Source organism: Stenotrophomonas sp. YJH_SMC_130, assembly GCF_059369035.1.
Window position 1 is genome coordinate 1 of record NZ_JCAFSH010000022.1, and the last position, 18828, is coordinate 18828.

General features: G+C 68.0%; 22 protein-coding genes. 11 read left to right on the forward strand and 11 right to left on the reverse strand.

Annotation, left to right across the window (positions count from 1 at the left end; translation table 11 throughout):
- Nucleotides 1-359 precede the first annotated feature (359 nt).
- The 4 genes from AC5P5V_RS16595 to rnfB all read left to right on the forward strand — a co-directional run bounded on the left by AC5P5V_RS16595 (nucleotide 360) and on the right by rnfB (nucleotide 4084).
- Nucleotides 360-803, forward strand: coding sequence for a DUF2147 domain-containing protein (locus AC5P5V_RS16595; protein ID WP_049415741.1), 444 nt, complete (start codon nucleotides 360-362; stop codon nucleotides 801-803).
- A gap of 101 nt (nucleotides 804-904) precedes the next feature.
- Nucleotides 905-2977 carry a methionine--tRNA ligase gene (gene metG, locus AC5P5V_RS16600; protein WP_061480617.1) on the forward strand — a complete coding sequence of 691 codons (2073 nt, stop codon included), beginning with the start codon at nucleotides 905-907 and terminating at the stop codon, nucleotides 2975-2977.
- A gap of 78 nt (nucleotides 2978-3055) precedes the next feature.
- Nucleotides 3056-3646, forward strand: coding sequence for an HAD family hydrolase (locus AC5P5V_RS16605; protein WP_061480618.1), 591 nt, complete (start codon nucleotides 3056-3058; stop codon nucleotides 3644-3646).
- Nucleotides 3647-3670: 24 nt separating this feature from the next.
- Nucleotides 3671-4084, forward strand: a complete 414-nt coding sequence (rnfB, locus tag AC5P5V_RS16610) for an Rnf electron transport complex subunit RnfB (protein ID WP_061480619.1) — start codon at nucleotides 3671-3673, stop codon at nucleotides 4082-4084.
- 50 nt (nucleotides 4085-4134) lie between these two features.
- Here the strand turns inward: rnfB and AC5P5V_RS16615 are convergent, their stop codons facing one another.
- Nucleotides 4135-4482 carry a RidA family protein gene (locus AC5P5V_RS16615; RefSeq protein ID WP_005418155.1) on the reverse strand — a complete coding sequence of 116 codons (348 nt, stop codon included), beginning with the start codon at nucleotides 4480-4482 and terminating at the stop codon, nucleotides 4135-4137.
- 192 nt (nucleotides 4483-4674) lie between these two features.
- Between AC5P5V_RS16615 and mprF the strand changes: the two genes are divergently transcribed.
- Nucleotides 4675-7239: a bifunctional lysylphosphatidylglycerol flippase/synthetase MprF gene (gene mprF / locus AC5P5V_RS16620; protein ID WP_134969371.1), complete on the forward strand. Its 2565-nt coding sequence runs from the start codon at nucleotides 4675-4677 to the stop codon at nucleotides 7237-7239.
- Between the two features lie 128 nt (nucleotides 7240-7367).
- Here the strand turns inward: mprF and AC5P5V_RS16625 are convergent, their stop codons facing one another.
- From AC5P5V_RS16625 to AC5P5V_RS16640, 4 genes are all read right to left on the reverse strand, one after another.
- Entirely contained in the window at nucleotides 7368-8714 is a 1347-nt protein-coding gene (locus tag AC5P5V_RS16625; RefSeq protein WP_308140859.1) for a virulence factor family protein, read from the reverse strand.
- A gap of 78 nt (nucleotides 8715-8792) precedes the next feature.
- A complete protein-coding gene (locus tag AC5P5V_RS16630; RefSeq protein ID WP_134968334.1) occupies nucleotides 8793-9410 on the reverse strand; it encodes a DUF998 domain-containing protein in 618 nt (205 codons plus the stop codon).
- Nucleotides 9407-9580: an oxidoreductase-like domain-containing protein gene (locus AC5P5V_RS16635; RefSeq protein ID WP_061480629.1), complete on the reverse strand. Its 174-nt coding sequence runs from the start codon at nucleotides 9578-9580 to the stop codon at nucleotides 9407-9409. Before AC5P5V_RS16635 ends, AC5P5V_RS16630 begins: the two co-directional genes overlap by 4 nt.
- Before the next feature lie 49 nt (nucleotides 9581-9629).
- Nucleotides 9630-10232, reverse strand: coding sequence for an HD domain-containing protein (locus AC5P5V_RS16640; protein WP_088496759.1), 603 nt, complete (start codon nucleotides 10230-10232; stop codon nucleotides 9630-9632).
- A gap of 229 nt (nucleotides 10233-10461) precedes the next feature.
- On the opposite strand from AC5P5V_RS16640, the gene AC5P5V_RS16645 reads away from it, so the two are divergent.
- Nucleotides 10462-11613, forward strand: coding sequence for a transglutaminase domain-containing protein (locus AC5P5V_RS16645; protein WP_134968335.1), 1152 nt, complete (start codon nucleotides 10462-10464; stop codon nucleotides 11611-11613).
- A gap of 7 nt (nucleotides 11614-11620) precedes the next feature.
- Here AC5P5V_RS16645 and AC5P5V_RS16650 read toward each other — a convergent pair whose 3' ends face one another.
- Entirely contained in the window at nucleotides 11621-11956 is a 336-nt protein-coding gene (locus AC5P5V_RS16650; protein WP_010482882.1) for a zinc ribbon domain-containing protein YjdM, read from the reverse strand.
- A gap of 179 nt (nucleotides 11957-12135) precedes the next feature.
- On the opposite strand from AC5P5V_RS16650, the gene AC5P5V_RS16655 reads away from it, so the two are divergent.
- The 3 genes from AC5P5V_RS16655 (at nucleotide 12136) to AC5P5V_RS16665 (ending at nucleotide 14214) form a co-directional block, all read left to right on the forward strand.
- Entirely contained in the window at nucleotides 12136-13497 is a 1362-nt protein-coding gene (locus tag AC5P5V_RS16655) for an Hsp70 family protein (protein ID WP_231352237.1), read from the forward strand.
- A 229-nt stretch (nucleotides 13498-13726) separates the two neighbouring features.
- Nucleotides 13727-14020 carry a YkgJ family cysteine cluster protein gene (locus AC5P5V_RS16660; protein WP_072169117.1) on the forward strand — a complete coding sequence of 98 codons (294 nt, stop codon included), beginning with the start codon at nucleotides 13727-13729 and terminating at the stop codon, nucleotides 14018-14020.
- A gap of 11 nt (nucleotides 14021-14031) precedes the next feature.
- Nucleotides 14032-14214 carry a hypothetical protein gene (locus AC5P5V_RS16665; protein ID WP_005410566.1) on the forward strand — a complete coding sequence of 61 codons (183 nt, stop codon included), beginning with the start codon at nucleotides 14032-14034 and terminating at the stop codon, nucleotides 14212-14214.
- A gap of 49 nt (nucleotides 14215-14263) precedes the next feature.
- Here the strand turns inward: AC5P5V_RS16665 and AC5P5V_RS16670 are convergent, their stop codons facing one another.
- From AC5P5V_RS16670 to AC5P5V_RS16680, 3 genes are read right to left on the reverse strand one after another with little or no spacing between them, the layout of a single operon-like run.
- Entirely contained in the window at nucleotides 14264-15145 is an 882-nt protein-coding gene (locus AC5P5V_RS16670; RefSeq protein ID WP_061480626.1) for a DUF4097 family beta strand repeat-containing protein, read from the reverse strand.
- Nucleotides 15146-15156: 11 nt separating this feature from the next.
- On the reverse strand, nucleotides 15157-15690 hold the full coding sequence (locus tag AC5P5V_RS16675) for a hypothetical protein (RefSeq protein ID WP_134968336.1): 534 nt from the start codon (nucleotides 15688-15690) through the stop codon (nucleotides 15157-15159).
- On the reverse strand, nucleotides 15687-16265 hold the full coding sequence (locus AC5P5V_RS16680; RefSeq protein WP_005418173.1) for an RNA polymerase sigma factor: 579 nt from the start codon (nucleotides 16263-16265) through the stop codon (nucleotides 15687-15689). The genes AC5P5V_RS16675 and AC5P5V_RS16680 overlap by 4 nt, the downstream gene beginning before the upstream one ends.
- A gap of 132 nt (nucleotides 16266-16397) precedes the next feature.
- On the opposite strand from AC5P5V_RS16680, the gene AC5P5V_RS16685 reads away from it, so the two are divergent.
- Both AC5P5V_RS16685 and AC5P5V_RS16690 read left to right on the forward strand, forming a co-directional pair.
- The gene (locus tag AC5P5V_RS16685; protein WP_134968337.1) at nucleotides 16398-16577 is read left to right on the forward strand and encodes a hypothetical protein; all 180 of its coding nucleotides are present in this window, start codon (nucleotides 16398-16400) and stop codon (nucleotides 16575-16577) included.
- A gap of 35 nt (nucleotides 16578-16612) precedes the next feature.
- Nucleotides 16613-17206 (forward strand): mechanosensitive ion channel family protein, encoded by a 594-nt coding sequence (locus AC5P5V_RS16690; protein ID WP_134968338.1) that lies wholly within the window; start codon nucleotides 16613-16615, stop codon nucleotides 17204-17206.
- A gap of 603 nt (nucleotides 17207-17809) precedes the next feature.
- On the opposite strand, the gene AC5P5V_RS16695 is transcribed toward AC5P5V_RS16690, so the two are convergent.
- A complete protein-coding gene (locus AC5P5V_RS16695) occupies nucleotides 17810-18076 on the reverse strand; it encodes a DksA/TraR family C4-type zinc finger protein (RefSeq protein ID WP_061479821.1) in 267 nt (88 codons plus the stop codon).
- 170 nt (nucleotides 18077-18246) lie between these two features.
- Nucleotides 18247-18804, reverse strand: a complete 558-nt coding sequence (locus tag AC5P5V_RS16700; protein ID WP_134969447.1) for a DUF2058 domain-containing protein — start codon at nucleotides 18802-18804, stop codon at nucleotides 18247-18249.
- Between the last annotated feature and the right edge of the window lie 24 nt (nucleotides 18805-18828).

An 18828-nucleotide genomic window follows, 5' to 3' on the forward strand; every position in this document is an offset into this window, starting at 1 on the left:
AGGCATGCCTCGGGCGGGTTGGGCAGGACGCCCAACCCCGGTCTTGCCGCGTGCGCAGGATTGCGCACACGAGCAAGCGGCGACCGAGCTTACATGGGTGAGGGCGCTTTGCTTGCGAAGCACTGCTTCGCAAGCGCCCGAACGCACAGCCGCCAGCGGCTGGGCCGGGCCCCGGAGGGGGACTTGCAGCGCCCCCCGCAAACGGACCCGCCCCGCCATCCCACGGAATCCCGCCGTTGCCGTTGCCTCTGCGGGTGCAGGGCGCAACCCTGCAACGCCCCCCTTCCCCATACTCCGCCGAATGGGTATACAGTCGACCCATGCCGGCACCGTGCCGGAATGAACCCTGGGAGGGGACCATGCGCAAGACCTTCAAGACCCTGCTGCTGGCATTGCCGCTGTGCCTGGCCGCACTTTCGGCGCAGGCCGCCGACGGCGCCGCCGGCCGCTGGAAGACCATCGACGACAAGACCGGGAAGGTGAAGTCGATCGTCGAGATCACCCAGGCCCCCAACGGCACGCTGACCGGCAAGGTGGTCGACATCCTGCACTCGGACAAGGGCCCGAACCCGGTCTGTGACGGCTGTGAAGGCGCCAACAGGAACAAGCCGGTGAAGGGCATGACCATCCTCTGGAACCTGAAGGCCGACGGCGCCAACAAGTGGTCCGGCGGCACCATCCTCGACCCGGCCAACGGCAAGACCTACAAGTCGAAGATGGAACTGCAGCCTGGCGGCACCCGGCTGGACGTATCCGGCTGCATCGCCTTCATCTGCCGCGCGCAGACCTGGCAGCGCGAATAAGCGCTCCGCACCTGCTTCAACCCCGTGACCCGGCCCCGGCCGGGTCACGTCGTTGCGGGCATGCGATACTCTGCGGTTCCCCTCGGCTTCACCCCGCGACCATGACCCGTACCGCGCTCGTCACCACCGCCCTGCCCTACGCCAACGGCCCGCTGCACCTGGGCCATCTGGTCGGCTACATCCAGGCTGACATCTGGGTACGTGCGCGGCGAATGAGCGGCGGCAGGACCTGGTTCGTCTGCGCCGATGACACCCACGGCACGCCGATCATGCTGGCCGCGGAAAAGGCCGGGGTCACCCCGGAAACCTTCATCGCCAACATCCAGGCCAGCCACGAACGTGACTTCGCCGCCTTCGGCGTGGCCTTCGACCACTACGACTCGACCAATTCGGCGGCCAACAAGGCGTTGACCGAGCAGTTCTACCTGAAGCTGGAAGCGGCCGGCCACATCAGCCGCCGTTCGGTCGCGCAGTTCTACGACCCGGCCAAGGGCATGTTCCTGCCCGACCGCTACGTCAAGGGCATCTGCCCGAACTGTGGCAGTGCCGACCAGTACGGCGACAACTGCGAAGTCTGCGGCGCGACCTATGCACCGACCGACCTGAAGGAGCCGCGTTCGGTCATCTCCGGCGCCACGCCGGAAATGCGCGATTCGGAGCACTTCTTCTTCGAGGTGGGCCACTTCGATGCGTTCCTGCGCGAGTGGCTGGCCGGCGATGTCGCCCTGCCGGGCGTGAAGGCCAAGCTGGGCGAGTGGCTCAATGCCGAAGGCGGCCTGCGCGCGTGGGACATCTCGCGCGATGCGCCGTACTTCGGTTTCCAGATTCCCGGCCAGCCGGGCAAGTACTTCTATGTCTGGCTGGACGCGCCGATCGGCTACCTGTCCAGCTTCCAGACCCTGTGCGGCAGGAACGGTGAGGACTTCGAAGCGCACCTGCGTGCCGGCACCGCCACCGAACTGCACCACTTCATCGGCAAGGACATCGTCAACTTCCACGGGCTGTTCTGGCCGGCGGTGCTGCACGGAACCGGCCACCGCGCGCCGACCCGCCTGCACGTCAACGGCTACCTGACCGTGGACGGCGCCAAGATGAGCAAGTCTCGCGGCACCTTCGTGATGGCCCGTACCTTCCTCGATGCCGGCCTGGAGCCGGAAGCGCTGCGCTACTACTACGCCGCCAAGTCCGGCGGTGGCGTCGACGATCTCGACCTGAACCTGGGTGACTTCATCGCCCGCGTCAACGCCGACCTGGTCGGCAAGTTCGTCAACCTGGCCAGCCGCTGCGCCGGCTTCATCAGCAAGCGCTTCGACGGCCAGCTGGCCGCGCAGCTCCCCGATGCGGCGCAGTACCAGCGCTTCGTCGATGGCCTGGCGCCGATCCGTGAAGCCTACGAGCGCAACGACCCGGCCGCGGCGATCCGCCTGACCATGACCCTGGCCGACGAAGCCAACCGCTACATCGACGACGTCAAGCCGTGGGTCATCGCCAAGCAGGAAGGCGCCGATGCGCAGCTGCAGGCCGTGTGCAGCCAGGGCCTGAACCTGTTCCGCGTGCTGGTCACCGCCCTGAAGCCGGTGCTGCCGGCCACCGCCGCGCAGGCCGAGGCCTTCCTCGCCGCGCCGGTGAATGACTGGACCGAGCTGGCGCAACCGCTGCTGGGACACCGCATCACCGAGTACACCCCGCTGTTCACCCGTATTGACCCGAAGAAGATTGACGCCATGATCGACGCCTCCAAGGACACCCTGCAGCCGGCGGCTGCCGCTGCCCCCGCCGCCAAGCCGGCCGCCCCGGCTCCGGCCCCGGCCAAGGACGAAGCAAAGAGCGCCGACGCCCCGGCCTACATCGGCATTGACGATTTCGCCAAGCTCGACCTGCGCATCGGCAAGGTGCTGGTCTGCGAGTTCGTGGAAGGTTCGGACAAGCTGCTGCGCTTCGAACTGGACGCCGGCGAGCTGGGCAAGCGCCAGATCTTCTCCGGCATCCGTGGCAGCTACGGCGAACCGGAGAAGCTGGTGGGCCGCAGCGTGGTGTTCATCGCCAACCTGGCCCCGCGCAAGATGCGCTTCGGCCTGAGCGAAGGCATGATCCTGTCGGCCGGCTTCGACGGTGGCGCACTGGCGCTGCTGGACGCCGACAGCGGCGCGCAGCCGGGCATGCCGGTCCGCTGATGCCTGCAGCGGGCGTGGTTGCGGCCACGCCCGCCGGCAGCTCCGGCCCCGGGAGGCAACGCGATGGGAAGCAACGCAATGGAACTGGCGCTGTTCGACTTCGACCACACCGTGACCACCTGCGATACCTATGGCCGCTTCCTGCGCCGCGTGGCCACCGCCGAACAGCTGGCACAGGCATGGTGGAAAGTCGGGCCGTGGCTGGCCGCGTACAGGCTGAAGCTGATCTCGGCCGAACGCATCCGTGCACGCGTCACCCGCCTGACCTTCAGTGACCGCCACAGCGATGACATCGCCACGCTGGCCGCAGGCTTCTCGCGCGAGTTCCTGCCCGACGTGGTGCGCCCGGAAATGCTGGAGCAGATTCGCTGGCACAAGGAACAGCGGCACACCGTCGTGATCGTGTCCGGCTCGCTGGACCTGTACCTGCGGCCGTGGTGCGAGCAGCTGGGCCTGCAGCTGATCTGCAACCGGCTGGAAAGCCAGGACGGCCGCCTGACCGGCCGTTACGCCGGTGGCGACTGCGGTCCGCGCAAGGCCGAGCACATCCGCCGCCAGTTCGATCTGTCGCGCTACGTGCGCATCCATGCCTACGGTGACAGTTCCGAAGACAAGCCGATGCTGGCGCTGGCCCACGAGCGCTGGTTCCGCGGCAAGCCCCTGAAATAACCCAACGCGCAGCCTTCGCCACGCATGAGCCTGATCCCGCCCCTGACCGAACGCCTCGACCGCCTGCTGCCGCAGACCCAATGCGGGCAATGCGGCTATGACGGCTGCCGCCCGTACGCGCAGGCAATGGCACGTGGCGAGGCGGGTGTGGACCGCTGCCCGCCGGGTGGCGACGCCGGTGCACGGGCGTTGGCGCAGGTGCTGGGCGTACCGGCGATTCCGTTCGATCGTTCGCGCGGCGAGCACAAGGCGGCCCAGGTCGCGTTGATCGTCGAAGCCGACTGCATCGGCTGCACCAAGTGCATCCAGGCCTGCCCGGTGGACGCCATCGTCGGCGGCGCCAAGTACATGCACACGGTCATTGCCGACCTGTGCACCGGCTGCGAGCTGTGCATCCCGCCGTGCCCGGTGGACTGCATCGAGCTGCTGCCGCTGTAACAGGGGTCAGATGCCTTTCCGCAGGAAAGGGACCTGACCCCATCCCGCAGTTACGGCACCGCTGCCGTCACCACGATCTCGACCTTCCACTCGGCGTGGGCGAGCTTGGCTTCGAAGGTTGCGCGGGCCGGGGTCGCGCCCTCGACCACCCACTCGTCCCACGCCTTGTTCATGCCGTCGAAGTCGGCGATGTCGGCCAGGAACACTTCCGCACGCAGCACGTGCTGGCGATCGCTGGCGACCAGCGCCAGCAGCTTGTCGATCTCCGCCAGCACCTGCCGGGTCTGGCCGGTGATGTCCTGGCTGGTGTCTTCCGGAATCTGGCCGGAGAGGTAGGCGACCTTGTTGTACACGGTCATTTCGGACATGCGCGGTCCGACGTCGTAACGCTCCATCATGGGCGTGGCTCCTGCGGGTGATCAGGCCCGCATTGTCCTCCAATCCGGTCAACGGTGGGTGCACGGGTCCCCGCGCGACACGTCACTACCGGGCTCCGACACATCCGCTGGTCAAATGGCGGCGACAGGCGCACGATGCGCCACGCCCCGCGTTGACACCGCACTCGCCCCTCCTGACGCACCCTTGCGCCGATGACCGCAGCCACCAACCCCGCCGCCGCTTCCTCCACCCCGGCATGGAAGCGGGTTATCACCATTGTCGTTCCCCTGCTGATCCTGTCGCTGGCCCTGCATGGCCTGGCCAGTGAATTCGATGAGCACGGCTACCGCGCCATCCGCCAGGCATTCCGCCAGCTCAGTGGCCTGCAGATCACGCTCACCGTGATGCTCGGCCTGGCCAGCTACGCCTGCCTGATCGGCTTCGATGCCATCGGCCTGCGCCGCAGCGGCATCCGCGTGCATCCGGCACGCATCGGCATCACCGCCTTCCTTGCGCATACGCTGGGCCAGACGGTGGGCTTTGCCGCGTTGACCGGTGGCGCAGTGCGCCTGCGTGGCTACCGCAGCGCCGGCCTGGACCTGGCGCAGATCGGCCAGGTGGTGCTGATGAGCACGCTCGGTTTCGTATTCGGTGCGTGGCTGTTGATCAGCGTGGCGCTCTGCATGGAACCGGCGGCAGCGGCGTTGGCATTGCCACTGAATCCCGATGCCGTGCGCATCGTCGGCATCGTCGCCCTGCTCGCCTATCTGGGTACCGTGCTGCTGGTCGGTCGCGATGGACGGCAGTTCAGCGTGTTCGGACATGCGTTGTGGCTACCCGACCGCCGCACCATGCTCGGCGTCACCGTGCTCAGCGTGATCGAACTGGTACTGGCCAGCGCCGCGTTCTATGTGCTGCTGCCGGACTCGACGCCCACCGGCCTGCCCGGCTTCGTCGGCCTGTACCTCGTCGCGGTACTGGCCGGCCTGGTCTCGACCGTGCCGGCCGGCCTGGGCGTGTTCGAATGGAGCCTGTTGAAGCTGTTGCCCCAGGTGGCACCGGCGGCGGTGCTGGCGGCCGCGTTGATCTACCGCGTGACCTATTACGTACTACCGCTGGTGCTGGCCACGTTGCTCGCCCTTGCGCCCGCGCTGCGCCAGCCGCTGCAGGCCAGTGCCGGGGCAACCCGCGCCGGCTGGAACGCACTGCGCCCATGGTTGCCGCAGATCATCGCGCTGGCGGTGTTCAGCATCGGCGCCGCGCTGGTCATCGATGGCACCCTGCCCACGCCACGCCGGCACCTGGTGAATGCCTCGCTGCCGATCCTGGAAACCTCGCACCTGATCGGCAGCCTCAGCGGTGTTGCGCTGCTGCTGATCGGGCAGGGCCTGGCCCGTCGCAGCCACGCGGCGTGGATGCTGGCGATGGCGGTGTGCGTGGTCACCCCGCTGCCGCTGTGGCTGCGCGGTGGCCAACCGTTGATCGCCGTCTCGGCGGTGCTGGTGGCGATGGCGCTGTGGGCCGCGCGCCGCGAGTTCTACCGCCAGGGTGCGCTGCTGGATGAAGCCTGGTCCTGGCCGTGGCTGCGCAACCTGGGCCTGGTGCTGGTGGCAGTGACCTGGCTGCTGTTCTTCACCTACAGCCATGTCGAATACCAGAACGAGCTGTGGTGGCAGTTCGCGGTCTCCGGCAACGCACCGCGCGCGTTGCGTGCGTTGCTGGTGGTGGCCATCGCGCTGGTGATGTTCGGCCTGGCGCGGCTGCTGCACAGCACACGCAGCCCGCTGCCCGCCGCCGATGAAGCGACGCTGCAATCGCTGGCGCCGGTCCTGGCCGGTGCCACCGACACCCAGGCCTGCCTGGTGCTGACTGCTGACAAGGCAGTGCTGCGCGATGAAGCGAAACTGGGCTTCGTGATGATGCAGCGCTATGGGGGTTCGCTGATCGCGATGGGCGACCCGGTCGGCCCGCCGGACGTCGCCCGCGCATTGATCTGGCGCTTCCGCGAGGAAGCCGACCGCCTCGGCCTGCGCCCTGTCTTCTACCAGGTCGGCGAGTCCTACTGGCAGACCTATCTTGACCTCGGCCTGGGGCTGGTCAAGCTGGGCGAAGAAGCGATGGTGCCGCTGCATGATTTCGGCCTGGAAGGGCGCGAGCGCGCCGACCTGCGCCAGGCCTGGAACCGGGGCAAGCGGGGTGGCCTGTCCTTCCGCGTGGCGCCCGTGGAGGAAATTCCCAGCCTGCTGCCGCGCCTGCACGCGATCTCCAACGCATGGCTGGAAGACAAGGCCGGCGACGAAAAGGGCTTCTCGCTCGGCAGCTACGACCCGGATTACCTGGTGCGCTTCCCGGTGGCGCTGGTCGAGGCCGAAGGCCAGATCGTGGCCTTCGCCAACCTGTGGCAGGCACCGGCCGGCGCCGAGCTGTCGGTGGACCTGATGCGCCACGTCAGCGAAGCACCGAAGGGCACGATGGACTTCCTCTTCATCGAGCTGTTCCTGTGGGGCCGCGCACAGGGCTATGCACGTTTCTCGCTGGGCATGGCGCCGCTTTCCGGGCTGGCACAGCATCGTCTGGCTGGCCGCTGGAACCGCCTGGCCGGCCTGCTGGCGCGGCATGGCGAACGTTTCTACGGGTTCAGTGGCCTACGCCGCTTCAAGTCGAAGTTCGATCCGCAGTGGCGGCCGCGCTATCTCGCCGCGCCTGGCGGCATGCACCTGCCGGCGGCGCTGCTGGACGCCACGCGCCTGATCTCTCTGGACCCGCGGCGCAACTGACGACCCGCACCACCCGGCAGGTGTCGACCTTGGTCGACACGCCAGCGCCAACACGCTGACGGGCGTGGCCCGGCGTTACCGCGGCTCGTTCTGGTGGGTGCGAACCGTTGGTTCGCACGCTCTCCGCTTCACGCCCCGCCCTTGAGGATCACCTCGGCCAGCCGATCATAGTCACCGCCGAAATGGTGGTCGCCCGGCAGCTTCACCCGCTTCACGCCGTCATTGGCCGGCAGGTCCGGGCACAGTGCGTCCTCGTCCTTGTCGCCGTACACGCACAACGTTTTTTCCGCCGGCAGCCTGGCCACTTCCGGCGCGATCGGCAGGCCGTCGCCGCCACCGCCCAGCCAGTTGCTGACATGGAATTCGAAGTCGGCCTTCCTGCCCACCGACAGCAGCACGATGCGCTCCAGCGCCTCGCGGGTACCGGCGTCGAGCTGGTTGATCGTGGCCGGCAGCACGTCGGCGCCCTGCGAGAAACCGATCAGCATCACCTTGTCGCGGTGCCACTGCTGGCGGTAGTGATCGATGATCTTCTGCAGGTCGCCCGCAAAGCCCTTCGGCGTGCGCTCACTCCAGAAGTAGCGCAGCGAGTCGATGCCGACCACGGCCACGCCGTGCTCGTTGAGCGACGACGCCACGTCCTTGTCCAGGCCGGCCCAGCCACCATCGCCGGAAACGAATACCGCCAGCGTATCGCCGCTACCGGTCGCCGGTACTTCCACCACCGGCAGGCCTTTCAGCGCGGCCGGCGGCGGTGCCAGACTGACCCCGGCCTGCGCGCCGATCACCCGCGCCGCGGCGACCAGGCCCGGCGACGCATCACCGCGCGCGGTGCGCTTGAATTCGCGCGCCATCGCCACCTGCTGCACGAACTGGCTGGCCTCGCCCACCTTGCAGCCGTGATCGCCAGCGGCACTCAACCACGGAAAATTCAGTTCGGCGGGCTGCAGCGTGTTGTGCTTCACACCATCGCCGCAGACCATGCGCTGGTGGTTGTGGTCCGGGCAGAAGCCGGTGGTGAGCAGGCCGGCAAACACCTGGGTGTCAGCCTGCGCCGCGAGCGAATAGGCCATCTCGGCACCCTCGCCGTCACCGCCGACCAGCGGCAGGTGGTAGCCGGGCAGATGCAGGGACGCCTGCAGCCAGCGCGAGAAGTTCTCGACGTCACCGGCGCCGAACGAACAGGTCGGATCACCCTCGCGCTTGAGCACGCCGCGCAGGTGCGCGATGTCCACAGCGGCAACCATGGCACCGTCGGCACGCAGGGCTTCGATCGGCAGGCGGCTGGTGTCACCACCCGGGGTGGGCTCGTGGAACCAGATCACCACCCGCTGCGGCGTGCCGGCCGGCATGTGCACCGGAATCTGCTCGAACCGCCCATGGCTGAACTGCTGCGGGGTCCCCGCCGCCGTCGCCGGCAGCGCGGCCAGCGCCAGTACCACACCCATTGCCCTGCCCAGCCCTGCACGCTTCATATCGCATCCCCGATGGAATGCGCACACGATACGCCGCCACCGCGTGCACGGCACGTACCGGTGCAGGCCGTTGGCGATTCAGTCGGCCGTGGTACGCCGACTGCGCCGGTACAGTGCCAACGCCAGGTACAGCAGCCAGCCTACGATCACCACGATCACGACCTTCTGGCCCAGCCCGCGCGGCGGACCGGCGCGCCACAACACATGCAGCCACAACAGTACGAACGCCAGCCAGGCCCAGCCCCAGAGCAGGCCCGCGGCGGACTGCCAACCCGGTTCGCGGCGCAGGTACCAGGCCTGCAGCAGCATGCCGACGCTGGCACACAGGAACGCGGTGTTGGCCGCCAGCCCATGGATGAACGGTGCCAGCAGCGGCGTCGCTTCCGGCAGCCAGCTGTCACCGATGGCGACCGTGGCCAGGCCCAGTGCCGAGACAGTGAACAGCAGCGGCGCCGCCGCGCTGCGCCGCGGGCCGATGCTGCCCCGGTAGAGGCTGATGCCGAGCAGGGCGATCGCCAATGCCAGCAGGCAGTAGGCCGCGCGCAATGCCAGCCCCCACGGCCCGTGCAGATAGAGGCTGAGCGTGGCCCGCACCCAGTCCAGATCGGTGCGTGCGAACTGGGTCCACAGCGCGGTGGCCACGAACAGCAGCAGCGCCGCCAACGCCAGCAGTGCCGCTGGGCGCGCGCGGCTCATGCGGACGCCTCCGGGTGCCGCGCCAGCCATTCGGCCAACGCCTTGCGATAGCGCTGCAGCTCGTCGGCATACAGGTCCAGCACGCACAGCGGGCAACCGCTGCCGCAGCATTCGTTCGGACCGGGTTCTTCCGGCGGCAACGGGCGGGGATCGGGATCAGGGACGGACACGGTTGGAAGCGGCAATCGGTGGAAACAGGCCCCAGTGTACCGGGCTGGTTCAGCGGCCCAGCTGCCGGCGCAGGTTGTCGCGCGCGGCCGCATCGAGTCGCTGGTGGAAGAATTCGCTGAGGAAGATGCGCGGTGCACGCAGCAGGCCCTGCAGGAAACGGCGGCGGCCGGCGCGATACAGGAAGCCCGGCACCACGCCCTTGTACTCTTCGGCCACGCCGCGGTCATAGGCGCTGAACACCGGTTCCGGCGCGGCCAGGATCGCCATGTCGCAGTCCAGGAACAACGCGGCCTCGGCATCGACATCGTCCGGGCCAAGCTCGCCATGGCGGGCAGTCAGCAGGATCAGCTGCTCGACCCGGGCCGCGTCGACCGTGGCAAGTTCCGGCGCCTGCGCGATCACTTGCAGGGCCAGCTGCGCCGAACGCGCCTCGTTGTCCTTTCGCCCCGCCACATAGATCGCATCGTGGTAGAGCGCGGCCAGGTAGACCTCGGCCGGCTGCTGCCAGCCTGGACCGTCGGCAACCTCCTGGCAGTGCTGCAGCACCGCACGTACGTGGCCGAAGTGATGGTAGGCACGTGGTGGCGTCGCATAGCTGTCCTGCAGCGCCTGCCACTGCGCCGGAGCGAGCGTCAGCGGGGAGAAGTCCATGACCGGATCATCCCGCCTGCGCCGGCAGCGGGCAAGCTGGCCATTTTTTCACCACACCCTCACAACGCCCTTCGCACGGGGCCCCAACGCGGTTGTCCACAGCTTTGTCGAGCGCTGGTCCACACCGGCTGTGGATGAACGCGCGGACCGACCAGCGGTCACTGCAGGGGGGCGCGCACAGGTCTACACTCGCCTCAGGCGGGAGCGCCCGCCGCTGCCGGGAGCCGTCATGTACCGTCCTGCCGCCCGATCCGTTCTGCTCGCACTGGCCGCATTGGCGGCACCCTCCGCGATCGCCCTGAACCCTGGCGCGAACGAAGTCCCTGCGCTCACTGCCAGCACCGCCGCGCCGACGATTCCGACGCCGCAGCAGGTGTTCGCGATTCCACCGGCCATGCTCGATATGCTGCACACCCAGGTGACCCGTCGCAGCTATTCGCGCGAGCAGCGCCTGCAGGCGCTGGTGGAGATGATCTTCGACCGCCATGGCATGGACCTGCAGTACGACGCCGACGCGACCCTTACCGTCAGCGAGATCTGGCAGCAGCGACGCGCCAACTGCCTGGCCTTTACCCTGATGTTCGTCGCGCTGGCACGCGAAGCCGGCATCCAGGCGCGCGTGCAGGAGGTCGGCCAGGTGGTGTCGTGGTACCAGGACCAGGCCCAGGGCCTGGTCTACAGCGTAGGCCACGTCAATGCCGGGGTCGGCTTCGCCGGCCGCTTCGCCACCGTCGATCTGGATCGCAATGTGCTGTACGACCGCCGCGGGCCGCTGCCGATCAGCCAGGCGCGGGCGTTGGCGCACTTCTACAACAATCGCGGTGCCGAACGCATGGCCAGCGGCGACATGGCGGGCGCACGTACCTTCTTCGATACCGCGCTGGCGCAGGACGGCAGCTTCGCTGCCACCTGGAACAACCTGGGTGTGCTGGAAAACCGCACGGGCGATACCGCCGCCGCGCGACGGGCACTGGAAAGGGCGCTGCGACTGGACGGCCGCCAGGATGCTGCACTGACCAACGCCAGCGCCCTCTACCGCAAGCTCGGCATGATTGCGCAGGCCCAGGCACTGGAGCAGCGGTTGCAATCGGTGCAGCGCGAAGACCCGTTCGCGCAGTACCTGCTCGGAGCCGAGGCCGAACGCGCCGGGCAACTGCAGCAGGCGATCCGCTATTACCGGAAGGCCGTGCGCCTGTACGACACCGCGCACCAGTTCCACTTCGGGCTGGCGCGGGTCTATTTCCTGGCGGGCCAGCTCAAGCACGCTGATCGTGAGCTGCTGCGTGCACGGGAACTGGGCGGGGCGCCGCAGCAGGCGCGCTACCAGGCCAAGCTGGACAGCCTGGCCCGCTGGCGCGCACGGCAGCAGGCCAGGCGCTGAAGGCCGGTCAGGCCTTCTTGAGGAAGCAGGTCTTCAGGACCAGGCCCTTAATCTTGTCCGAATTGCCTTCGATGTGCTCGGCATCGTCCTCGACCAGGCGGATGTTGCGGATCACGGTGCCCTGCTTGAGCGGGATCGAGGAGCCCTTCACCTTCAGGTCCTTGATCACGGTGACGGTGTCACCGGCCTGCAGGGTATTGCCGTTGCTGTCACGCACGACCAGGGTCGAACCGGCACTTTCCTCGGCGGTCCATTCGAAGCCGCAGTCGGCGCAGATCCACAGCGCGCCATCGGCGTAGGTGTTTTCCAGGGTGCACTGCGGGCAGGCAGGGGCAGAAGACATCAGCAAGTACCTCAAAGTGAATCAACAGCCGCCATTGTAACCGCCCGGCTCCCCTGGCCTTTTCCGGGCAGTACGCCGCGACCTCCTTGACCCGGCCCGGAACAGGAAACTGCGGGACCTTGCAGTCGGCGGCGAACTGCAGCAGAGTGCGCGGCCCCTGATCGCCCCCGGAACTCCCCATGCGCCTCGGCATCGACTTCGGTACCAGCAACTCCGCCGCCGCCATCGTGCATGAAGGGAAGCTGCTGCCGATCCGCTTCGGCGACGCCGAGCAGTTCCGGACCAGCGTGTACTTCCCCGGCGTGGTGCCCGACCCGGATGACTTCCAGCTCGATGACGGCCAGGAGCACCAGCTGCAGCAGATGATCAACAGCGCTGCGCGTGCGGCGCGCGCCGCCGGCCAGGAACGCACGCCGCAGGCGCTGCGCCGCGAAGCCCTGCGCGCGCTGCGCCGGGAATGGATGGAGGCCCGTGCCGGCAAGGAACGCAGTGCCAGCGACCTGCTGCAGAATGCGGTCTACGGTGACGAAGCGCTGGAAGCCTATTTCGAGGAACACGAAGGCAACCTGGTGCAGAGCCCGAAATCGATGCTCGGCTACAACCTGCACCCGCGCGCCAAGCAGACCATCACCGGCATCGCCGCGCACATCCTCGAACACATCCGCCTGACCGCCAGCGCCCAGCTTGGCCAGCCGCTGCGAGCGGCCCTGCTCGGGCGTCCGGTGCAGTTCCGCAGCTCGATCGGTGCGGCCGGCAATGACCAGGCGCTGGACATCCTGCGCGAAGCCGCCCGCCAAGCCGGATTCGACCAGATCGATTTCCTCGAGGAACCAGCCGCGGCGGCCATGCACTATCACGCCGAAAGCCGCGAACGGCACCAGGCCGTGATCGTCGACATCGGCGGCGGTACCACCGATATCGCCCACGCCGAAGTCGGCGGCGACGACGCCCCGCGCATCCACCGCGCCTGGGGCATCGCCCGCGGCGGTACCGACATCGACCTGGCGCTGAGCCTGTCCAGCTACATGCCGCTGTTCGGCCGCGGCATCACCCGCGTGCCCGCCCACCACTACGTGGAAGCGGCCACCGTGCAGGACATGACCCGCCAGCGCGACTTCCGCCAGCACAAGTATGACCATGTCGACAATCCGTGGGGCGCGCGCCTGCAGGCCCTGCAGGACACCGGCAATACCGCCCGCCTGTACCGCGACGTCGAGCGCGCCAAGATCGCCCTCAGCGCCGCCAGCGAACATCGCAGCACGCTGGACTACATCGCCCGCGACCTGCATGCCGACAGCAGCGCCGACGGCCTGGCCGCAGCCGCCCATGGTTATCTGGAGCAGCTCCGGGAGCTGCTGGCCCAGGTCCGCAGCGACATCGGCGGCGACCCGGACGCGGTGTTCCTGACCGGCGGCATGTCCCGCGCCGGGTATCTGCGCCAGGCCGTTGCGGAGGCCTTCCCGGGCGCCCGCATGGTCCACGGCGAGCCCTCGCTGGGCGTGGTCCAGGGCCTTGCGCTGGCGGCAGCCAGCCAGGATTAACAAAACGTTACGCGATCCAAGTTACTCTTGGTCGGCTAGAACCCTGCTGCACCTTCCACCGGCCACGCCGGTGTGTGTCCACGGTGCAGCCTGGCCCGCCCTGCGGGCCTAGCGGCCATGCCTTCCTGGCTCGTTCATGGTCCGCGTACCACCGGAGCCGCCATCGAGACCCGCTTTGGGCACCCGCCAGGCCCCTGAGGCCTTACAACCTGACGCAGCACATGCACCCATCGACTGCCGCCGTTGTGACGCGGTCTGTTGCCGGCTGCCCGTGTTGCTGCAGTCCGGCGACCACGTGCCCGGCCAGTTCCTGTCACGCGACACCCACGGCCGTGCCGTGATGGCGCGCAACGAGGAAGGCTGGTGTGCGGCGATCGATCCCTATCACCTGCGCTGCACGATCTATTCGCAGCGCCCGGCGATCTGCCGCCAGTTCTCGATGGGCGGCAGTGACTGCCGCCGCGAGCGGCAGGACTACCTGCGCCAGGCTGATGCCTGGGCGCTTTCCTCCCCTTCCACCTGACAGGAGCAACCATGCCCCGCAAGGCAAAGACCCCCGCGAAGGCCAGCAACAGCATCCGCAGCGAACGCAAGGGCGCGGCCGCCAGCACCGTGGTCAGCAGCGATTCGATCGCTTCGGACCTGGCAGCGTTCCGCAAGGCCGGTGGCAAGATCGAAGTCCTCGGCACCACCTGGGCGCTGAAGAAAGCCAGCTGACCCAGTAGCGACCGCGGCGGCGCTGCCGCCGCGGCCTGCCGGATCGCGCTCAGCGATCCAGGCTTACCCGAACACTGCCCGAATGCGACTGGATGCGGATATCACCGTCGCCGCTGCCCAGCCGCGTGTCAAGATGGCTGCCGGGGCCGTAGCGCGGCCGCTCCACCTGGCCAGCATCGCTGTTGATCGACCCGCTGAAGCTGTTCACCGACAGCTGCGCCGAGACGGCGCGCGGCAGGCGCAGGTTGACCGACGCACTCACCGATTCGACATTGATACGGCCTCCCGGCGCCAGCCCGGCCGCCGACAGGTCAATACTGCCCGATACGGTTTCCACCGCCAGCCGCTGCACCCGCCCGGCATCGACCTCGACCCGGCCGGATACCGTCTGTGCACCGATGTCGCCGGACACGCCGCTCCCGGCCACGATCCGGCCACTGACCGTATTTACGTCCAGCTTCGGCGTCTGCAGGCGCGCGCTGACACCGCCACTGACCGTATTGAGCTTGCTGTCACCGCTGCGACCGGAGGCGCTGAGGCTGCCGCTGACGGTGTCGGCCTGCAGGCGGCGCACGTCGATGCCACTGATGTCCTGGCTGGCACTGACCGTGCTCAGCAGCAGCTCCACCGAGCGCGGCACGTTCAGCACCAGCGTTGCGCCGCCGTTGTTGCTGCGACGCGGATACTCGATCTCCCAGCGGACGCGGTTGGCACTCTTTTCCTGGCGCAGCTGCAGGCCATCACTGAGCGTACCGGTGAGCTGCACGTCGTTGCGGTCCCAGCCACGCACGGTCACCTTGCCGGCCACGTTGCTCAGTTCGATGCGGCCGCCGGCGGCTAGATTGTGGCGTTCGTCGATCCGGGTGTCAGCCAGGGCCACCGCGGGCAGCAGCAACAGCGCGGCGCAGCAGGTCATCAGGGTTCGTGTCATCGGGGGTCTCCTCAGGTCGTCAGGCCGGACTCGGCGGCATAGGCCGCCTGCCGGGTCAGTTCCAGCCGCAGCGCATAGGTGCGCTTGAGCTGGCCAAGCAGGTGAGGCGCACGTGGGTCCTGCGCCAGCGCGGCCTGGATCTGTGCCGCGCTTTCATCCAGTTCGTGCAGCGCCGGCTGCCATTCCGGTGCCCGGCCTGCGGGCAGCGCGGCCACCGCCTGCCGGTACTGCTCGGTCATCGCCGCAGCCTGCAACTGCAGCGTGGACGGCACCGGTATATCCGGCTGCGCATGCCGCCAAGGGGCCACGGCGTAGATCGCCAGGCTGGCAGCCAGGACAGCGCCGGCCGGCAACCACCAGCGGCGCCGCGAACGCGTTGCCAGGGCCACCACCTTGCCGGTTGGCGCAGGTGCTGCCTCTGGTTCACGCGGCGGCAGCCGGGCAGACAGGCGTGCCCAGCCATCGGCCGGTACATCGCGCTCATTCGGCAGCGCGCGCAGCCGGGCTAGCAGATCGTGATCGCAATCGTGTTCGTGTGTACTCATGTCATGTCTCCCAGCCGTGCGCGCAGCAGGCCGCGCGCACGATGCAGCTGTGCCTTTGAACTGCCGACGGCCATCTGCAGCTGCTCGGCGATTTCCTGGTGTTTCCAGCCTTCGATGTCGTGCAGTACCAGTACCGCACGCGCCCTCGGAGGCAGCGTCGCGAGTGCGCGCTCCAGGTCGCGCTCGGTACCGGCACAACGGTCGTGCACCGCCAGCTCCTGCAGGCCGCCGTCGACCTCCTCCAGACTGTCGTGGTCCTGCCCGGCGGCGCGCCCGCGCAGTTCCATCAGTGCGGCGTTGACGCCCAGCCGGTGCAACCAGGTCGACAGGCTGCTTTCGAACCGGAACCCCGGCAGCGCCTTCCATGCCTGCAGGAACGCTTCCTGCAGGGCATCCTCGGCACGCGCCTGCTGGCCCCCGCACAGGCGCCACAGTACGGCGAACACGCGCGGCGCATGGCGCCGGTACAGCAGTTCGTAGGCCGCAGTGTCACCGGCGGCGGCCGCCCGCACCAGGGCGGGTTCGTCGACAGGGGCGTGGGCGGCAGGCGGCGCTGGCATGGTGGTGTCGAGCATATCGTTTGGATGCGGCGACCCGGAAAAAGGTTTAGAGCCGATTGCCATCGCCGATCAAGGCCATGCAACCTTTTCGACGATGGCTGCATCCATGCAAGGTCATTCGAGAAAACACCTCCAGGGAGTTCCGCCATGTCCAGCCCATCCTGCGCCGCCCTGCTGGTAATCGTCGCTTGCGTCGTGCTGCAGGCATCGGGCCTGTCCTTGCGGTTGTGGCCCGACAACGGCCGCGCCTGCCTGCAGCAGGATCGCCAGGAGCTGGTCTGCCTGGCGTGGTCACCGATGGTCGAAACCCCGGCACGCGCCGGGTAACATCGAGGCCGTTCCCGCCACCTGTTTTCGCCCCCATGATGTTGTCGCTGAAGGATCACCTGCCGGCCTGGAGCCACCCATGGCTGAACTACGCGGGCGTGGCCCTGCAGATCGTGCTGGTGCTGCTGGTCGCCTGGCTGCTGCGGGTACTCGCCCGTCGCCTGATCCGGCGCTTTGCCGAGCACTACACGCTGCCGCCCGAAATGGCGATGGGTGCACGCCGGATCACCAGTTTCGTGGTCTATTTCAGTGCCCTGCTGTACATCCTCAGCCTGCTCGGCGCGAAGCCGTCGGTGCTGTGGACCGCGTTTACCGGCTTCGCCGCCGTGGGCGCGGTGGCCTTCTTCGCGGCCTGGAGCGTGCTCTCCAACATCTTCTGCACGTTGCTGATCTTCACCACTCGCCCGTTCCGCCTGCATGACTACATCGAAGTGCTGGAGAACGGCGAGAAGCCGGGCCTGAAGGGCCGGGTGATCGACGTGAACCTGATCTACACCACACTGCAGGAAACCGGCGACGGCCACGAAGGCACGGTGCTGCAGCTGCCGAACAACCTGTTCTTCCAGCGCACGGTGCGCCGCTGGCGTGACCCGGCGCAGGCACCCGGCGGCATCCAGGGCGACGGCTGAGGGTGGGGTTTTCGGCAGGGCTGCGCCCTGCACGCGCCGAAGCCTTCAAGCCAAGGCAACAGCAACAGCAAAAGCTGGCATTCCGTGGGGTGGCGGGGCGGTGTCGGAGTGCGGGGACGCCGCAAGTACGTCCTTGCAGGCTTGGCAGCCGCTTGCTCGTGTGCGCTTTCCTGCGCACACGGCAAGACCGGGGTTGGGCGTCCTGCCCAACCCGCCCGAGGCATGCCTCGGGCCCATGCGGCTGACACCCCGCACTCCGACACCGCCCCACCTCCGACAGATTTCCGCGATCGGGTAGATCCCGCCATGCGTGGATAAATTTCCATCGAAATCGAAAATTTCGATATCGGAATGATTTGAGCCGAGCATGGCTCGGCTCTACAGAAGAACGGACAGATCGCGGAAATCTGTCGAAGGCGGGGTGGGTCCGGTTGAGGGGGCGTGAGCCGCATGGATGCGGCGACCGAGCTTACATGGACGTACTTGCAGCGTCCCCCTCAATCGGACCCGCCCCGCCATCCCTCGGATCGCACGCTTTTGCCGTTGCCGTTGCCGTTGCCGTTGCTCCAAGCAGGTGCAGGGCGCAGCCCTGCCGAACAACCTTTACCTCAACTGGCTGTCCTTGCTGCCACGCCGGTTGTAGCCGGCATGCGCCTGTTCTTCGTCGTCATGCGCCTGCTGGCACGCCACGCACAGCCGGACACCGGGCACGGCCTGGCGCCGCGCCAACGGGATCGGCGCGCCGCATTCCTCACAGTGCTCCAGACCCGGGCCCTCGCGCAGCTGGCGCCGCGCGCGGGCGATCGCATCGTCGACGGTGGCGTCGATCTGGTCCTGGACCGCGCCGTCTCCCGCCCAACCGGTAGCCATGGCCATCCTCCGCAGGTGTGTCGCCTGATATGGAGACAATACACCCCGGCAAAAAGGCACGCCTTAATGTAGAGCCGAGCCACGCTCGGCTGCTCTTCAGGAAGACGAACAGAGCGCGGATGGGTACGATCAAGCCGATTGCGACTTAATCCCCTCCGTCCCCTTTTTGCTTACCAGATCAGGTCGTCCGGCACCTGGAACTGGGCGTAGTAGGCGTCGTCCTCGGCGTTGCCGGTGGAGATCTCGGCGGTCGAGCCCGGCTGGCCGTGGTCGACGATGATCGCCTCCGGGGTCCGCTCGCGTACCTTCTCGGCGGCGGCGCGCGGCAGCAGGGCGTGACCCTCGCCATTGGCGACGATGACCAGCACGCCCACCGACAGCGCCTTGCGCAGCTTGGGGTCGATCAGCAGGGTGCGGATCGCCGCGCCATCGCTGAAGCGATACTCGTCATCGCCCTTGTGGGGCACTGCATGGGCCGCGATGATCTGCTTCGCCTGCGCCTTCTGTTCCGCCTGCCTGGCCTGGGCATTGCGCTCGGCGGCCAGCGCACGGTCGCGCTCGACCTTCTCGGCACGGGCACGTTCAGCCTCACGCTGGACCTCGGCCGAGGCCGATTCGGCCTTGCCCTGCCGGGCCTTGGCCTGCTCCCGCGCGGCGGCGCTGGCCTGCGACTTCTTGGCCAGACCGGCCTTGAGCAATTGTTCCTGCAGCGCGTTGGGCTTTGCCATGGTCGGTACGTACCGCGTGTAATC

What these genes read in the sequence shown, in the direction of transcription:
- AC5P5V_RS16595 (WP_049415741.1), top strand. Translation starts at nt 360, where the DNA reads ATGCGCAAGACCTTCAAGACCCTGCTGCTGGCATTGCCGCTGTGCCTG.
- metG (WP_061480617.1), top strand. Translation starts at nt 905, where the DNA reads ATGACCCGTACCGCGCTCGTCACCACCGCCCTGCCCTACGCCAACGGC.
- AC5P5V_RS16605 (WP_061480618.1), top strand. Translation starts at nt 3,056, where the DNA reads ATGGAACTGGCGCTGTTCGACTTCGACCACACCGTGACCACCTGCGAT.
- rnfB (WP_061480619.1), top strand. Translation starts at nt 3,671, where the DNA reads ATGAGCCTGATCCCGCCCCTGACCGAACGCCTCGACCGCCTGCTGCCG.
- AC5P5V_RS16615 (WP_005418155.1), bottom strand. Translation starts at nt 4,482, where the DNA reads ATGATGGAGCGTTACGACGTCGGACCGCGCATGTCCGAAATGACCGTG.
- mprF (WP_134969371.1), top strand. Translation starts at nt 4,675, where the DNA reads ATGACCGCAGCCACCAACCCCGCCGCCGCTTCCTCCACCCCGGCATGG.
- AC5P5V_RS16625 (WP_308140859.1), bottom strand. Translation starts at nt 8,714, where the DNA reads ATGAAGCGTGCAGGGCTGGGCAGGGCAATGGGTGTGGTACTGGCGCTG.
- AC5P5V_RS16630 (WP_134968334.1), bottom strand. Translation starts at nt 9,410, where the DNA reads ATGAGCCGCGCGCGCCCAGCGGCACTGCTGGCGTTGGCGGCGCTGCTG.
- AC5P5V_RS16640 (WP_088496759.1), bottom strand. Translation starts at nt 10,232, where the DNA reads ATGGACTTCTCCCCGCTGACGCTCGCTCCGGCGCAGTGGCAGGCGCTG.
- AC5P5V_RS16645 (WP_134968335.1), top strand. Translation starts at nt 10,462, where the DNA reads ATGTACCGTCCTGCCGCCCGATCCGTTCTGCTCGCACTGGCCGCATTG.
- AC5P5V_RS16650 (WP_010482882.1), bottom strand. Translation starts at nt 11,956, where the DNA reads ATGTCTTCTGCCCCTGCCTGCCCGCAGTGCACCCTGGAAAACACCTAC.
- AC5P5V_RS16655 (WP_231352237.1), top strand. Translation starts at nt 12,136, where the DNA reads ATGCGCCTCGGCATCGACTTCGGTACCAGCAACTCCGCCGCCGCCATC.
- AC5P5V_RS16665 (WP_005410566.1), top strand. Translation starts at nt 14,032, where the DNA reads ATGCCCCGCAAGGCAAAGACCCCCGCGAAGGCCAGCAACAGCATCCGC.
- AC5P5V_RS16670 (WP_061480626.1), bottom strand. Translation starts at nt 15,145, where the DNA reads ATGACACGAACCCTGATGACCTGCTGCGCCGCGCTGTTGCTGCTGCCC.
- AC5P5V_RS16675 (WP_134968336.1), bottom strand. Translation starts at nt 15,690, where the DNA reads ATGAGTACACACGAACACGATTGCGATCACGATCTGCTAGCCCGGCTG.
- AC5P5V_RS16680 (WP_005418173.1), bottom strand. Translation starts at nt 16,265, where the DNA reads ATGCTCGACACCACCATGCCAGCGCCGCCTGCCGCCCACGCCCCTGTC.
- AC5P5V_RS16685 (WP_134968337.1), top strand. Translation starts at nt 16,398, where the DNA reads ATGTCCAGCCCATCCTGCGCCGCCCTGCTGGTAATCGTCGCTTGCGTC.
- AC5P5V_RS16690 (WP_134968338.1), top strand. Translation starts at nt 16,613, where the DNA reads ATGATGTTGTCGCTGAAGGATCACCTGCCGGCCTGGAGCCACCCATGG.
- AC5P5V_RS16695 (WP_061479821.1), bottom strand. Translation starts at nt 18,076, where the DNA reads ATGGCTACCGGTTGGGCGGGAGACGGCGCGGTCCAGGACCAGATCGAC.
- AC5P5V_RS16700 (WP_134969447.1), bottom strand. Translation starts at nt 18,804, where the DNA reads ATGGCAAAGCCCAACGCGCTGCAGGAACAATTGCTCAAGGCCGGTCTG.